This is a genomic window from Rhodococcus artemisiae, from assembly GCF_036327795.1.
GTDB classification, from domain to species: domain Bacteria; phylum Actinomycetota; class Actinomycetes; order Mycobacteriales; family Mycobacteriaceae; genus Rhodococcus; species Rhodococcus artemisiae.
In genome coordinates this window covers 122,127-137,377 of record NZ_JAUTXY010000007.1, presented here as the reverse complement: position 1 = coordinate 137,377, position 15,251 = coordinate 122,127, and the positions used below count along the sequence as shown (strand labels likewise).

Annotated in this window: 12 protein-coding genes and 1 pseudogene; 8 read left to right on the top strand and 5 right to left on the bottom strand. The window is 63.5% G+C overall.

What is annotated here, in order from left to right; translation table 11 throughout:
• Positions 1–58 precede the first annotated feature (58 nt).
• The 6 genes and pseudogenes from Q7514_RS16500 to Q7514_RS16475 all read left to right on the top strand — a co-directional run bounded on the left by Q7514_RS16500 (position 59) and on the right by Q7514_RS16475 (position 5,805).
• A complete protein-coding gene (locus tag Q7514_RS16500; RefSeq protein ID WP_330134364.1) occupies positions 59–838 on the top strand; it encodes an enoyl-CoA hydratase/isomerase family protein in 780 nt (259 codons plus the stop codon).
• A complete protein-coding gene (locus Q7514_RS16495) occupies positions 835–1,947 on the top strand; it encodes a CaiB/BaiF CoA transferase family protein (RefSeq protein ID WP_330134363.1) in 1,113 nt (370 codons plus the stop codon). The genes Q7514_RS16500 and Q7514_RS16495 overlap by 4 nt, the downstream gene beginning before the upstream one ends.
• Before the next feature lie 430 nt (positions 1,948–2,377).
• Positions 2,378–3,655 (top strand): MFS transporter, encoded by a 1,278-nt coding sequence (locus tag Q7514_RS16490; protein ID WP_408016118.1) that lies wholly within the window; start codon positions 2,378–2,380, stop codon positions 3,653–3,655.
• A 443-nt stretch (positions 3,656–4,098) separates the two neighbouring features.
• Positions 4,099–4,461: pseudogene (locus tag Q7514_RS16485) on the top strand (IS110 family transposase); the annotation flags it as partial.
• A 291-nt stretch (positions 4,462–4,752) separates the two neighbouring features.
• Positions 4,753–5,004 carry a transposase gene (locus Q7514_RS33215; RefSeq protein WP_408016117.1) on the top strand — a complete coding sequence of 84 codons (252 nt, stop codon included), beginning with the start codon at positions 4,753–4,755 and terminating at the stop codon, positions 5,002–5,004.
• A 519-nt stretch (positions 5,005–5,523) separates the two neighbouring features.
• Positions 5,524–5,805, top strand: coding sequence for a hypothetical protein (locus Q7514_RS16475; protein ID WP_330134360.1), 282 nt, complete (start codon positions 5,524–5,526; stop codon positions 5,803–5,805).
• A gap of 213 nt (positions 5,806–6,018) precedes the next feature.
• Here Q7514_RS16475 and Q7514_RS16470 read toward each other — a convergent pair whose 3' ends face one another.
• Positions 6,019–6,744 (bottom strand): acyl-CoA-like ligand-binding transcription factor, encoded by a 726-nt coding sequence (locus Q7514_RS16470; protein WP_330134359.1) that lies wholly within the window; start codon positions 6,742–6,744, stop codon positions 6,019–6,021.
• Positions 6,745–6,866: 122 nt separating this feature from the next.
• Between Q7514_RS16470 and Q7514_RS16465 the strand changes: the two genes are divergently transcribed.
• Complete coding sequence (locus Q7514_RS16465; protein ID WP_330134358.1) at positions 6,867–7,694, top strand: mycofactocin-coupled SDR family oxidoreductase; 828 nt, start codon at positions 6,867–6,869, stop codon at positions 7,692–7,694.
• A gap of 48 nt (positions 7,695–7,742) precedes the next feature.
• Positions 7,743–8,597 carry a mycofactocin-coupled SDR family oxidoreductase gene (locus Q7514_RS16460; RefSeq protein ID WP_330134357.1) on the top strand — a complete coding sequence of 285 codons (855 nt, stop codon included), beginning with the start codon at positions 7,743–7,745 and terminating at the stop codon, positions 8,595–8,597.
• Between the two features lie 659 nt (positions 8,598–9,256).
• Here the strand turns inward: Q7514_RS16460 and Q7514_RS16455 are convergent.
• The 4 genes from Q7514_RS16455 to Q7514_RS16440 all read right to left on the bottom strand — a co-directional run bounded on the left by Q7514_RS16455 (position 9,257) and on the right by Q7514_RS16440 (position 15,030).
• Entirely contained in the window at positions 9,257–10,540 is a 1,284-nt protein-coding gene (locus Q7514_RS16455) for a competence/damage-inducible protein A (RefSeq protein ID WP_330134356.1), read from the bottom strand.
• Between the two features lie 177 nt (positions 10,541–10,717).
• Positions 10,718–11,383, bottom strand: coding sequence for a TetR/AcrR family transcriptional regulator (locus tag Q7514_RS16450; RefSeq protein WP_330134355.1), 666 nt, complete (start codon positions 11,381–11,383; stop codon positions 10,718–10,720).
• A gap of 9 nt (positions 11,384–11,392) precedes the next feature.
• Positions 11,393–13,150, bottom strand: coding sequence for an ABC transporter ATP-binding protein (locus tag Q7514_RS16445; RefSeq protein WP_330134354.1), 1,758 nt, complete (start codon positions 13,148–13,150; stop codon positions 11,393–11,395).
• Positions 13,147–15,030: an ABC transporter ATP-binding protein gene (locus Q7514_RS16440; protein ID WP_330134353.1), complete on the bottom strand. Its 1,884-nt coding sequence runs from the start codon at positions 15,028–15,030 to the stop codon at positions 13,147–13,149. The genes Q7514_RS16445 and Q7514_RS16440 overlap by 4 nt, the downstream gene beginning before the upstream one ends.
• Positions 15,031–15,251: the final 221 nt, after the last annotated feature.

Below are 15,251 nucleotides of genomic sequence, written 5' to 3'. Positions count from 1 at the left end.
CGACTATCCGTAGAGTGACCCACACTACTGCTTTGTGTCACGAAGAAGGGATCGAACTTTGACGCAGACCCAACCCGCGGAGCGAGGTGTCTCGTCGATGGTGCGTGACGACCATGTCGCCGTCCTCGAGTTCAGCAGGCCGCCGAACAACTACTTCGACCTCGAGTTGCTCGAGAGTCTGGCGGACACATGCGAGGACCTGGCCGCAGACGGCCACACCCGCGCGATAGTGCTGCGCAGCTCAGGGCGAGTGTTCTGTGCCGGAGCCGATTTCGCCGCATCGGCCGGTGACCGGGACCCCGGCCCCCTCTATGCGCAGGCTCTGCGCCTGTTCCGGCAGCCGCTGCCGATGATTGCGGCAGTCCAGGGCGCCGCGATCGGTGGCGGCCTCGGTCTCGCACTGAGTGCCGACTTCCGGATCTCGTCACGGGAGGGCCGCTTCGCGGCGAACTTCGCACAGATCGGAATCCACCACGGCTTCGGTCTGTCGGTGACGTTGCCCGAGGTCGTCGGCCGACAAACAGCGATGGAACTGCTGTACACCGGACGACGGATCGCTGCCGCCGATGCGCTGTCGGTGGGTCTGATCGACATGCTCGTGGATGACCCCTCGCAACTTGTTGCCGAGGCCCTCGCGTACGCGGCCCGTATCGCGTCGTCCGCGCCGCTCGCCGTCCGATCGATCAGGCGAACACTGCGAGCCGACCTGGCCTGCAAGCTTGCCGACGCCGTCGCCCACGAATGTGCTGAGCAGCAAGAGCTTTTCACCACAGAAGATTTCCGCGAGGGAGTTCGCTCGGTCGCAGAACGCCGCACAGGAAGGTTCATCGGACGATGACCACTTCGAACACTGCCACGTCTAGCTCCACGAGGGGACCGCTGTCCGGTCTCCGCGTGATCGAACTGGCCGGAATCGGCCCGGTTCCACACGCAGCGATGCAACTGGCAGACATGGGCGCAGACGTCATCCAGATCGGTCGGCCGGGATCGACCGTCGAGGTCGGCAGGGGCTACAAGAAGCATGTTGCTCGCGGCCGGAGGCTGGTCGAAGCCGACTTGAAGAATGACGCCGACATTGACCATGTCATGCGATTGGTCGTGAAGGCCGACGTTTTCATCGAGGGGTTCCGCCCTGGAGTCACCGAGCGCCTCGGACTCGGCCCCGAAGAGTGTGCTGCACGGAACCCGCGGCTGATCTATGCGCGGATGACGGGCTGGGGACAGACGGGGCCCGCTGCGCAGCGCCCCGGGCACGACATCAACTACCTCGCCATGACCGGACACCTGCGTGCGCTCGCCCGCAGAGGAGAGCGGCCGTTCGTGCCCCTGAACCTGGTCGGTGACTTCGGTGGGGGTTCGATGTTCCTGCTCACGGGTATTCTGGCTGCACTTGTCGAGCGGTCGACGTCCGGTCGAGGCCAGACGATCGACGCCGCAATGGTCGACGGAGCCGGAATGCTGGGCCAGATGATCTGGGCGATCCGCGGTGAAGGCCAGTGGGGTGAGCCGGGAACGAACATGTTCGACGGCGGTTATCCGCACTACGACACCTACGAAACCGCAGACGCGCGATACATGGCGGTCGGAGCGCTCGAACCGGAGTTCTTCCGGCAAATGATCACAGGCCTCGGGCTCGACGCCGAGTCGGTCCCGGGTCCAACAGAGCCTGCCCGATGGGGGGAACTGCGAGAGATCCTCACTGTCACCTTCCGGACGCGTACCAGAGACGAGTGGACGAAGATCTTCGGCGACTTGGATGCCTGTGTGACACCGGTTCTCGACTACGACGAGGCACTCGTGGATGAACATCTACGCGCCCGGAGTGGGCTGATCGAAGTAGGTGGCGTCCCTCAACCTGCGCCGGCGCCACGATTCGCTCGAACACCATCGGCGATGCCGGACCCCGCACCGGTCATGCCTACTCCGATCGACGAGGTATGGCCCTGAAGCGCCTGTCGCCCCGGTGATCTACGCCCCATGGTCGTGGCCCTCCGTCGCAGACGCCGGTCTGGAACTCGGTGGATGTTGGGATTGAGTTCGATTACTAAGTGTGCCAACAGTGTTGGAGGTCATAGTCGTTCGCGAAGCTCGTTTGCTCCGGCGTGCACCTCCGTCGGGAGCGCTCTGAATCCTTCGAGGGATTGACTAGTGACGACCCTCACATTAATGTTTGTTATCGACATCATTGTCGATTCAAGGCCCGCTACAAGGCGGACAATTCACTCATGCCGGGGATGAACGAGATCTCCTCGTTTCACCCTGGATTTCCCGAAGGAATCCCGTGCAGAAGACCACAACTCTCGATGACCATGGCGGGAACGGCCCCGCGGTGACAACAACGCCTTCGCCGCTGGTCAGCCCGAAGCGAGCCTGGAGTATGACGGGCCTCGTACTTTTCCTCTACGTCGTGAACTATGCCGACAAGGCAGTGCTCGGCATCATCGCCAAACCACTCTCGGAAGAGCTCGGACTCACCAAGGCCGAGATCGGCATGATCGGGTCATTGTTCTTCGTCACCTTCACCATCGGAGGGTTCTTCGCGGGAGCACTGAACAAGTACCTCACGCTCCGGTGGGGGCTGGCACTGCTCGCGGTCATCTGGTCACTCACGATGCTTCCGATGGTAATCAGCGGCACACTCGCGGTGCTCGTCGCGAGCCGTATGGTCCTCGGACTCTTCGAGGGCCCGGTGACATCCCTGATGCACACCGCGGCCTACTCATGGCACCCATTGGCCAAACGCGGGCTACCCAGCGCGCTGCTCACCGGCGCAGGTTCGCTCTCGAAGATCCTTCTCGCGCCGGTCCTCACCTGGATCACCATTGAGTTCGGATGGCGTGCGGCGTTGTTATCACTGGCTGGGTTAGGCGTGGTGTGGGTGGTGTGTTGGCTCATCGGATGGCAAGAAGGCCCGTTCACCAGAACCGCGACGACAGCGGACAGCCCCGTTGAATCAGGTCAGGCGACCACCTGGACCGAGCCATCGGTGCCGTGGCGCACGATTCTGCTGAACCGAACCTTCCTCAGCTGTGCACTGATGACCGGCGTCGTGTATGCCCTCACCGCAGTGGTCTTGACCTGGCTCCCCACGTATTTCGAAGAGGGGCTGAACTTTTCGACTCTGCAGGCGGGCTCGCTGTTTGCGGCCCCCTCTGTGGTCGGCTTGATTCTGATGCTCACTGCCGGCTACACCACCGACAGGCTCGCCCTTCGCGGCGTGAGTACTCGGATCATCCGAGTAATCGTACCGGTGGCGGGCGTAGTGCTCTGCGGCGTGACCCTGATTTCACTCCCCTCGATCAAGGCCCCCATCGTCGCGGTTGTGGTTCTATCGCTCGGCTATGGACTGGGAGCGATTGCTCTTCCCCTGATCAGCACGGCGATTTCGTCGCTGTGCCCACCGCAGCAGACAGCGGGCACCATGGGTACCTTCATGGCTTTGGTCGCGGTGGGAGGATTGATTGCTCCGTACGCAACTGGCGTAATCGTCGACAACGCTGCCTCGGCTGCCGAAGGGTACTCGCAAGCCTTCCAAGGTGTCGGGTTCCTCTGTGTTGCTACTGCGATTGTGGTGTTGTTGCTCGCCAATCCCGAACGGGATGGGCAGCGAATTCGATCCGGTGCAGGAACCGCGACGATCGTTCGCTCCGAGTAGCACGGCCCGCTGCAGTGATCGTCGTCCGCAGTTCTCTCGACCTGGTGCTGTCGCGTAAGCCGTCTGCGCGCGTCAATCGCTGGACCGTGCACCGGGCCACCCGGATCCTGCGATTCAGTTCGCGGAGACCTTGCGGGCACTGTGGACGACGAAACCCTTGCCGTGGACCCGCGGATCAGTTCTACAAGTTCGGCGCGGAGGATCGCGCGTGGTGAGGCTCGCGAGTTCTTGCCGCAGCATGTCGGGGCGATATGCACGGTGGCTCGACCCGTAGGCGGTCTTGGGGACGTCGCTGTAGTCGACCGACACTTGAGTTTCGTGCCCTCCACTACCGCGAGAAGCGCCGCCGATTTGGGCGTAATGTCATTGGCGCGACGCAACTCTCAGATTCGAAGTTCGGGTTCGGTGATACGGTTCTTCTCGTCGGTTGTCGACATCCGGGCGGTCGCCGCCGACTACTCGGACTACTGGCGGAGTCCAGCGACATGCTCGACGAACCGATTCCCGTGGCGATCGAGACCTCACGCGGCGTGCTGGTCGCTGCACTGCGCGGATCGGGGAGAATCGTCCAGGACATCAACCCGATGGCGGTGGCTCGCTATCGCGATCGGGGCTCGATGGCACGGAAGAAGTCTGATCACGTGGACGCGATGACGCTGGCGAACATCCTGCGCACCGATGCGCACGCGCACCGGACACGGCCCTCGGGCAGCGATCTCGCGCGGGCGATCACAGTGCTCGCCCGCGCCGCCCAGGATGCGATCTGGCGGCGCACCATGGCCACCCAGGAACTGCGGGACTGCTTGTCGTCTGCCATGAGCATGGGCTCTGTCGCAGATTCCGTGATGCCGCTGTTCGGCGTGTTGCCGCACGGGCTCGGCGCGGAGGGGTAATGGTGGCGGGCGTGCGCTGGTGATCCTGTTCGGGAGTTGATTCCGCATTTGGCTGATCTGCTGATCAGGGATGTCGGTAGCGGCGACTCCGCCGTTGTCATCGAGGCTGCCGTCGCTGCCGGGTCAGCGCGGTGTCCTCGCTGCAAAACCGACGCATGTCCTCAGCTGGCTGCGGTCCGCCGCCATGTCGGTGCGTTCGCCGTCATGATGCGTGACCGGCGCGGCGACCGCCTGCAGGACTGGATCGATCGGGTCCGCGCCGATGATCTGCCCGCGCTGCACTCGTTCACCACCGGCGTCGAACACGACTTCACCGCGGTGGCTGCTGGGCTCACTTTGGCGTTCAGCAATGGTCCTACCGAGGGCGCAGTGACACGAATCAAGGCGCTGAAGAGGCAAATGTATGGCCGAGCCGGCCTGGACCTGCTGAGAAAACGGGTTCTGCACCCCAACTGAACTCGTCCGGTCAGCGGGGCCGGCGGGATGGGCCGGGTGGCGCACATGCGACGACGCTGCAGTTGCCGAACTGCTCGACGCCACACCGTCCACCGCCACTGGACCGGAGAACGCGCCGACGCCGACCTGCTCGCCCTGGCCCGCAAGCGCCGCGCATTCGCCAAGTATGACGCCGTCATCGCCAGTCAGGGCGGCCTGCACGTGCTCTACGGTGCACTCGCCTCGCCGGCACCATCGGCACCTGGGCGAAACCCACCGATATCTCGACCTCAGGCCTCTCCAACACTCACATCGTATGAGTATCAGCATCCTTCACGGAATCTGCGACAGAGCCCATCAACCTGGCAAGCGACAGTGCGAAAGATGCGACAGCTAACGTAATGAATTGAGTGGGCCTGGCGACCTGTGTCCGCGAATCGTCACTCCGGGACCACTTGATGAGGAAGCTTCGGTTTACCGCGGTAAACCAACACTCCCCGAACCAGCGCTGATTTCGTGTCACGAAGCAAGTGGGGAGGGTTGCGCAAGAACCTGCGTTTCGTGACGGTCGCTGGTACGGTCATTGGCTCCCGGCCTTCATTTCACATGGGGACGAACTCACTCGCCAAGCCGACTCGATCGTGCGATATGAACGCGCTCGGCACGACGCAGCGTCCGATCACAGGTCTGACGATGCTCGTTCGTAGCAGGCAACCCAAAGTGGTCAGTGAAGAAGACGCCAAGGAACTGTCCGAGCTGATTCCGACCGGCGCACTGATCGACGTCACCGGAGCCGGTCATAGTCGCCGGCGACGACAATGATGTCTTCAGTGGCGGATTTGAGGTTTTCTGGACAAAGACGTTGTCTCACCGCGCCAATGAGTCCGGAGCAATGTCGACACCTGTCGCCGCGGTGAAAACAGTTGTGCTGTCAGCTCCTAGGGTTGTTGAGACCACGGACATCGGATACGGCAGGTGCTTGACCCATGGTCTGCTCGATCTATCAGGTGTCGTTCTGTGCTCACACTGAATCACTCATTCGTTGCTCGTTGCTCTTTCACCTGCAATACCGGATAGTGCCTCGTCTGCTCGAGATGACGCCGTGTCGAATCCATCGTCCTGTCGCGGCATTGCCTTCATATCGTTTGCTGCGAATGTGGCCGGCAGTGTGATCTCGAGCGTCTGCTCGAGCACGGCAGCAAGTTCCTCGTCCGGATGGGTCACCCAGTAGCGGTGCGCTGCCTGTACGGCAGACACCGTCGCGTGCCCAACTGTGAGAGGTACGAGGTCATCGCACGAACTTCCGGTGCTTCGTGCCACGTAATCGGTCACCTCGGTGCGCCACGCGTTCATCCGCATGGTGGTGTGAGTCTGCACCGCGGGCACATCGAGAACCAGTTGTGCGCGGTGCAGCGCCCACTCGCGTTGCTCGGGAGGGAACTCGAGTGCGGCGATGACTGCGCGGATCAGAGAGTCTCGGCACGGTTCCGATCTACCGGTGCTCGATTCCAGCCCATCATGTAGTTGCGCCAGTTCGGCCGATGATTCCACCCATAGTACGTCTGCTTTGGTGGGGAAGTAGCGGAAGAAGGTTCGGCGGCTGATTCCCGCGGCGGCCGCGATGTCGTCGACGGTGACTTCGTCGAATCCTCGCTGGAGGAAAAGAGTTTGAGCCACTGCGGCAAGTTCGGGTGCGCTGGTGGCTGCCGGGCGCCCCCATCGTGCCCCGTGTTCGGTTCGTTCGTCCCCCGGTTCGATCATGGGCCCAGTTTTGCAGAGAATCGGTGTCGGTTCGGTTCCATGGCGAATCAAGCCACATTTGGCACCCTATGTCATATAGTGAGGCGCAGATCACAGCCGCACCACCGAATCGAGGAGTGGACATGGGCAAACTGGACGGCAAGGTCGCCTTCATCACCGGCGCTGCCCGCGGACAGGGGCGAAGCCACGCACTCGAGCTGGCGAAAGAGGGCGCAGACATCATCGCCGTCGACGCCTGCCGTCAGATCGATACCGTTCCCTACAGCACCGCAACCCCTGACGATCTCGCCGAAACCGTGCGTCAGGTCGAAGCACTCGACCGTCGAATCCTTGCCTCCGAGGTCGATATCCGCGATTTCGACGGGCTGAAGAGGGCTGCAGATGATGGTGTCGCCGCGCTGGGCCGAATCGATATCGTGCTTGCGAACGCTGGTATCTCCACGATGGCCCCGACTCTGGAGATGACCGACGAGATGTGGACGACGATGATCGACGTCAACCTCACCGGGCAATGGCGAACGGTGAAAGCCGCCGTACCGCACATTGTCGCCGGAGGACGCGGTGGCTCGGTAGTGCTGACGAGCTCGCTCGCGGCGCTGTGGGCGAACGAGAACATCGCACATTACAGTGCTGCCAAGGCCGGTCTCGTCGGATTCATGCGCGTGCTGGCGAAAGAGCTTGCACCGGAGAGTATCCGGGTCAACACCGTCCACCCGACAACGGTAGCGACCGATATGATCCTCAACGACGCCACGTACCGGCTTTTCCGTCCCGATCTCGAGAACCCGACCCTCGAGGACTTCAACGAGGCCGCACGGACTCTCAATGCTCTGCCGATCCCAGCGATCGAATCCGTCGACATCTCCAACGCCATCCTCTATCTCGTCTCCGATGACGGCCGTTACGTCACCGGCACGCAACATGTCGTCGATGCCGGTGGTCGGCTCTGACTGCGTCGCACCACCACCAACACCCCTCCTTCATGCGAAAGGACTCTCATGGGACTCCTCGACGGCAAGGTTGTGCTCATCACCGGCGGCGCCCGGGGTCAAGGCCGCGCGCATGCGCTCGTCTCGGCTCGTGAAGGCGCAGACGTGATCCTGGTGGACATAGCAGACCAGATCGCGAGCGTGAATTATGCCATGGCACGCCAGGAAGATCTGGCAGAGACCGTGCGGCAGGTCGAAGAACTCGATCGGCGTGCCCTGTCGATCAGCGCGGATGTTCGCTCGCAGGAGCAACTCGATGCCGCCGTATCCCAGGGCATCGCGGAGTTCGGGCACATCGACATCTTGATCGCCAACGCCGGCATCTGGACGAAGGCCCGGTTCTGGGAAATGACCGAGGAATCCTGGAACGACATGATCGATGTCAACCTCACCGGAGTATGGAAATCCGCAAAAGCCATCGCGCCCCATATGATCGAACGGCAGACCGGGTCCATCGTCATCACGTCGTCGGTCAACGGACTCGAGCCGGGCATGGACTATGCCCACTACGTGTCGTCGAAGCACGGCGTGATCGGGCTGATGAAGAACATCGCGCTCGAACTGGCTCCGTACGGTGTGCGGTGCAATTCGATCAACCCGGGTGCGATCCGGACTCCGATGACCGACCATCAAGGTGCGTGGGACATGTTCGCAGGCCACGAAGGCGGCACAGAATCAGAGATGATCGAAGGTGGCTATCATTTCCACGCGCTCAAGGGGCACACGTTCATGCCACCCGAGGTGATCGCGAACACCGCCCTGTACCTCAACTCCGAACTTGCCGCGAGCGTCACTGGTGTGACGATCCCCGTCGATGCCGGCCACATGCTGCTGACCGGCGTCAATCCGGATCCGGTGAAGTAGCCGACCGGAACATTCGATGAACTGAAGGGTGACTTCCATCGATTTCCCTCCGGTCGTTCCACGTGATGGGCGCGATTCCGTATGACATGCGTTCCATCGAACTGGCCTCCGCATTGCGGATTGCGTCTATCTCCCGCACAAACGCCATCGACTTGTCCATGTCGGTCTGTTCGGGGAGGCTGGAAAGGCGGACTGGGCGACCGACTCGAGCCCTGAGCCGTTCGCAGTAGCTGCTCGGCGGTACGGTATCACCCTGGCGGGCTCCCTCGGTCGGTGCGGATCGTTTCACCGCCGACGAGCTGATTCGTTCCACGTCGCCGCCACAGCACCCGCATTCCCCGCTGTGGGGAACTTCCTCGGCTGCGAGTTCACCGAGGGATCGCCGGCGCGCAGGGCCTCGTCGATGAAACCGTGCATGCACGAACAGGGGTCTTGTCAGCAGGGTGCAGACAGAACGCAAGTGCTACACCGTATCGACGTAGGCGGCGGCGGGGCGGGGCAATGCCACCTGCATCTGCGATGACGAGTCGAGCTGGATGCGACCGTACGGACGGCCTTCTTATGGACGAACTGCTCACTTTTCGTGCCGCGCAACCTCACAGGCGAGCTGGTGCGTCGGCTGCTGCCCTCGCCCCGGCAAAGGGGGCTCGGATGCAAGGTCAACCTCGTTCGAGTTGTGCAACCACCGAATGCAGTGCGGCCGTGGTGGTGAGGGTTCGAACCTGTTCGCGGTCCCCGGGGAAGCGGCGGGTGACCGTGTACGTCGGCCGTCCGTCGAGCGCGACGCCGAAGCAGACTGTGCCCACCGGCTTGGCCTCGGTGCCACCGTCCGGGCCGGCGATCCCGGTGGTGGAGACCGCGACGTCAGCCTTCAGGCGGCGTCGGGCGCCCTCGGCCATAGCTGCGGCGACCTGCTCGCTCACTGCACCGTGCGCGGTGATCAACTCGGCCGGTACGTCGATCAGATCGGACTTCGCGTCGTTGGAGTATGCGACGACGCCACCGGTGACATAGGCCGACGACCCGGGGCGGGAGGTGAGACGCGTAGCGATGAGCCCGCCGGTGCACGACTCCGCAGTCGCGATCAGCCGGCCGTCGAGGACGTCGATCAGCTGGTCTTCGATGGTGGAGCCGTCGGTCGAGAAGATCTGGCGTCCATGGTGTTCGGTGAGAACATCGAGAAGACGGCGGTAGACGTCCGCGTCGCCGGAGGCGAATCGGGTCACCATGTCGAGTTCACCGCGTCGAAGACATGTGGTGATCTCGAGTCGGTCGAGGTCGGCGATCTCTGCGTCGGCCCGGCGCAGTGTCTCGGCGAGTTGTGCCTCGTGCAATCCGTAGGCGCGCACGGTTTCCTGCTGCAGGTCGTCGGCTCGGGACAGCACCTCGTCGACTGCAGGGGATGTGACTGCGCTCGGCCACATGGCCTGCAGCTCACCGGGCGGTCCGGGCAGGATGACGATGGTCGGGACCTGCCGGTCACCGGCCAGCGCGGGGATAACCACGCCCGGCGCTGTACCGGTCGGCGGCAGGGCGGTGGCGCCGGTGGGAACCTGTGCCTGCTTGCGGATCCCGATACGCGTCGGCCCTGCGTCGAGGTCCGAGGTGCGCGGGCGGTAGCGGCGGATGATACCCGCGATGTGTTCTTCGAGTTCACGGTCGAGCAGCAGCTCGCGATGACAGAACTCGGCGACGGTAGCGACCGTGAGGTCGTCGGCGGTGGGGCCGAGACCACCGCTGGTGACGATGAGGTCGACACCCTGATCGGCGAGAAAGCGCATCTGGGCGATCAGGTCAGCGGGTCGGTCGCCGCAGATCGTGATGTGGGCGACGTCGACGCCGAGTGCCACGAGCTGAGTGGACAACCACGGTCCGTTCTGGTCGGCGATCCTCCCGGTCAGCACTTCGGTCCCGGTAACGATGATTCCTGCACGTACGCTCACGGCGTCGAGCCTAGTCGGCAGCGGCCATGATCAACGGCGACGGTTCGCGAATCAGACCGAGGGCAAGACGCTGGTGTCGGTTTCGCCACGAAGACACGCGAGGACGATCCCTGTGCCGCGGCGCGAGCCGCACCCAGCAGGTGGGGACGGTCGAGGGCTGGGCCGCATCCGTTGGGTTCAGATCTCCGGCCAGTGATGCTCCAATCCCATGAGGATGAACTCGATCTTGGTGTCGACCACACCCCGCTCACGCCAGGATTGACGCGGTTCGATGATCGACTCGCGGCCCACGGCTTCCTTCACGCGATCGAAGCCGGTGGTGCCGCTGTCGTCGACATTCCGCAATGACTCCACGCCGAGATGACAAGCAAAGACGGTGTCTCCGATGAAGTCGAGCGCGAACAGGGCCTGCCTGTCGGTCTTGTCGTGCGCCGCCAGGGCTCGGGCATACGCAGCGATGACCCCCTCGATGCGGGTGAACGCGGAGGCGTAGCTGTAGACCACCCGGCTGAGTCCGGGAAAGTCGTCACATACCCGCCAACATTCGTCCGCCCAGAGTTGGAGCATCGTGCGCCAGTCCGCTGCGTCATCGTCGGGCACCCGGATTCCGGCAGCAATGTGGTCGAGGCACGCCACGACGATCTCCTCGCGCGAAGCGAACAGACGATACAGCGCCGTGGTCGCCACGCCGAGGCGCCGACCCACAGCGGCCAACGTGAAGCGGTCGAGGCCCTCTCCGAGGGCAGCATCGATGACGTCCTGCTCGGTGAAAGCCGGCTTCCGCCCGGCCTTCTTGCTCAGCAGGACCGGTGAGGCCGCGTTCGTGCCATCAACATGGTCCATGCCGCAATGCTAGTGCGCCAGCTGCCAGCCCTGCGCCTCCTCGAGCCGACGCCAGAACTGAGAGTATGTGCCTCCGGCAGTCAGCAGTTCCTCGTGCGTCCCCTGGCCCTCGATCCGGCCCTCGGCATCGAGCGCGACAATCTTGTCGGCTCCCATGATCGTGGTGAGTCGATGGGCGATGACGACGACGGTCGCCTGTTCGCGCAGTCTCTCTATTGCCGCGACGATGTTCGCTTCGTTCTCGACGTCGAGAGCCGATGTCGCTTCGTCGAGCAGGACGATCGGTGCATTCTTCAGCAGGGCCCGCGCGATGGCCACTCGTTGGCGCTCTCCGCCGGAGATGCCCCGGCCACCTTCTCCGACCCGTGTGTGCCAGCCGTCGGGTAGCCGCTCGGCTATCTCCGTGACGCCGGCGAGGTCAGCGGCCTCCCGGATGTCCGCCTCGGTCGCATCTTCCCGACCCACCGCAACGTTGGCCTCGAGCGTGTCGTCGAACAGATAGACATCCTGGAACACCATCGACAGCTGGCCCATCAGTTGCTCGGACGTCTGTTCGGTCACGGGGAGACCGCCTACCCGTACCAGGCCCTTGTCGGCGTCGTAGAAGCGGCAGAGAAGCCGCGCGATGGTCGTCTTGCCGCTTCCCGACGGACCGACGAGAGCCACCATCGACCCGGGGGACACCGTCATCGATACATTGCGCACCGCCGGCGCGGAACCGATCGAGTAGGAGAAGCTGACGTCGTCGAGTTCCACGCTGCCCGGCGAGGGCAGTGTCCCGGGGCTGCCGGGCTCGGGCAGGGCCTGCGCGGTGAGTACGTCGTCGAGCGCGTCGAGCAGCGGTCGTCGCGACTCCAGACCCATCGCGCTCTCGGTGATGGCCGACAGAGTCGAGGTGAAGCGCAGTGCGAGGCCGATGAATGCCAGTGCCGGGATCGGTTGCAGGACACCGTCCGTGGCGAGCGATCCGGTCACGGTGATCAGCACCACGATCACGCCCTGGGTGACCATTCCGCTGAGAAGCATCCCGATCGTCTCGAGCCACAGCCCTCGCTTCTTGGCCGAATACGCGCCCTCGAGCGCGTGCCCCAGTGGCGCGTAGTCGTCGTTGCGGGCGCAGGAGCGGATGGCGCCCTGGCACTGGGCGTACTCCACAACCCGGTTGGCCAGCGCGGCTTCTTTGGGTTCGTGAATCGACCTGCCCTTGCGCATCAGGGCCGTCGACGCCAAGGTGATGAGGACGAACACCGGCACCGCAGCGGTGAGGACCAGACCGAGCGCGGGGTCCCAGAACCACGCGGCGACGATGATCACGATCGCTGCCGTACTGCGCGAGACGAGTGGCCCGAACATGTGGGCAAAGATCTCGCCCGCCGACATCAGCTCCGACGACACCATTCGGGACAATGCACCCGCCAGCGGCCGCGCGAACCACCCGAGGGGTTGCTTGGCGACCTGGTCACCGACCAGACGATGGAAGCTTCGTAGGAAGTCGAGCGCGACGTCGTAATTGGCCTTGTTGGCCCAGTAGTTGAGCAGGAAGCTGGCCACCGACAGGACGCCGAGCACCCACAGCCAGCCGGCAAGTCCCAGCCCCCAGACCGCGTCGTCCTCTGCCAGTGCGCTGATGGTGGGGAGGAGAGCCGCGAGCGCGAAACCTTCGACCAGGCCCACGATCACGCTGGCGGCGATGGCGGGCCGCATGTTCTCCGGATGCGAGATCATGCGCTGCATCCGGGGGACGATGTCGATCAGCGGAAGTTTCATCGGCGGGTTCCTTCGCAGTCGGTGCCGCCGTCGCGGTCGGTTTCGGCGAGGCGCAACTCGGCCCCGGTCACTCGCCACAAGCGCGCATATTGGGGGTGGTCGAGCAACTCGTCATGGGTCCCGATGGCCGACACACGACCGGAATCGATCACGACGATCCGATCGACGCCCTTGATGACCTCGGGACGATGGGCGATCACCAGAACGGTCCTGCCCCGGACAAGGGTGGACAGGGCTTGTTGGATGTGGTGTTCGGACTCGGGATCCGTGAGGGCAGTGGCCTCGTCGAGGATCAGGATCGGGGCGTCGACGAGCAGCGCTCGGGCGATCGCGATGCGTTGCGCCTGTCCGCCGGACAACCCCGACTCGGTGCCGTAGAGGGTGTCGAAGCCGTCCGGGAGGGCCTCGATGTCGTCGAGAATCCGGGCGGCGGCCGCTGCTTCCCGAACCTGCGTATCGGTGGCATCCGGCCGACCCAACATGATGTTGTCGCGGATGCTGATGCCGAGCAGTTGGGGATCCTGAAGTACGAAGCCGACATGGGAGTACAGGTCGGCGATCCGATCGAGCGGCACCCCACCGATACGGATGGTCCCCGACCGAGGATCGTCGAAGCGCGCGAGCAACGTGGCTATCGTCGATTTGCCCGACCCGGAGGGGCCGATGAGTGCGGTGACAGTCCCCTGCCGAAGGGTGAACGAGGCGTCGTCGACGGCGAGTACCGCATCGGGACCAGAACCGTAGGTGTAGCTGACGCGGTCGAATGTGACCTCGTGAGAACGGAGTTCGTGATCGTGTCCATCGTCGGTGTGCGACAGGACCGGGGTGTTCACCAGATCGACGAGCCGCAGTGCGGCGCCCCCCGCCATCTGCTGGGCCCACATCGAATTCATCAGGGTTTCGAGTGCGTACGGGATCAGGAGTGCGATGAGCGAAGTAGCGAGTACGTCGGCGGTGCTGACGACGTCGCGATGGACGAGTGCAGCACCGACGCCGATATTGATGAGCAGTACCAACGGTACTGCAAGAACGGACGTCCCGAGGGCGGAGACCCGAATCAGTGGTGTGACCCAGGCCAGGTAGAAGTCGTAGAAGTCATCGGCGGCGTCCTGATAATTGCGGTGGGAACGTCCTACGCGTCCGAATGCCTTGACAACCGATATGCCGGTGACGAATTCGACCATCCGCGCCGACACGGTGGACAGTCGCTGATCCATCTCCGCGGTTCTCTCGCCCATGCCGCGCATCGATCCGGCCATCGCCGCGGCATAGAGCGGGATCGTCGCGATCGCCAGCAGTCCCAGCCGCCAGTCGATGATGAAGGCGTAGACCATCAACGCCAGAGGCATCACCATCGCGTTGGTTCCGTCGACAGGCTGGTGGGCGATGAGCTGATGAATGGTCCCGATGTCGTCCTGCAACGCCTTGCGTACGCGTCCGGAGTTGGTGGACGTGAACCAAGCGAGCGGAACGCGGGAGAACCGTCTCACCAGACGGAGTTGGGTGATGTGGCCGAGCTTGATGTCGGCGAAGTGGGTGACGAGCAAGGCGGTGAAGTAGACGACCAGTCGGATCCCGAAGGTGACTAGGAGAACCCGAATCCACATCGCGACCTCGTCGCCGTCGACGGCGGTGTTCGAGTTGTGGGCACTGAGCAGCAGATCGCCGATGCGCACCAAGGCGATATAGGGGACCACTGCGAAGACCCCTGACACCGCCGCGAGGATCCGGCCGACGGTAAGGCGCGCCGACACCGGACTCATCAGTTCTTTCAGTGCGCGGGCACCTGCCTTCCGTTGGTCCTTCTGCTCGTGGGCGGAGTCGGATTTCTGTCGCTGGTCTTCTGATGGGGCAGTGGTGGCAGGTGCGGTGGTCGTCATGGCACTCCTGGGGCGTCGGGGCGAACCGATCGTCGTCGGCAGCGAATCGCTAATAAGGTTAGCGTTGCCATACTTATTTATGAATGGCGTTCACTTTAGAGCGCCCGACTGTAGGACGCAAGCGTGAAGTTCACGCATCCATTGCGCGGCAACGCACTGACATCCGGCCCCGGCAACAACGACACACCCGGCTGTGGCGTGCGCGATCACGCACACCACAG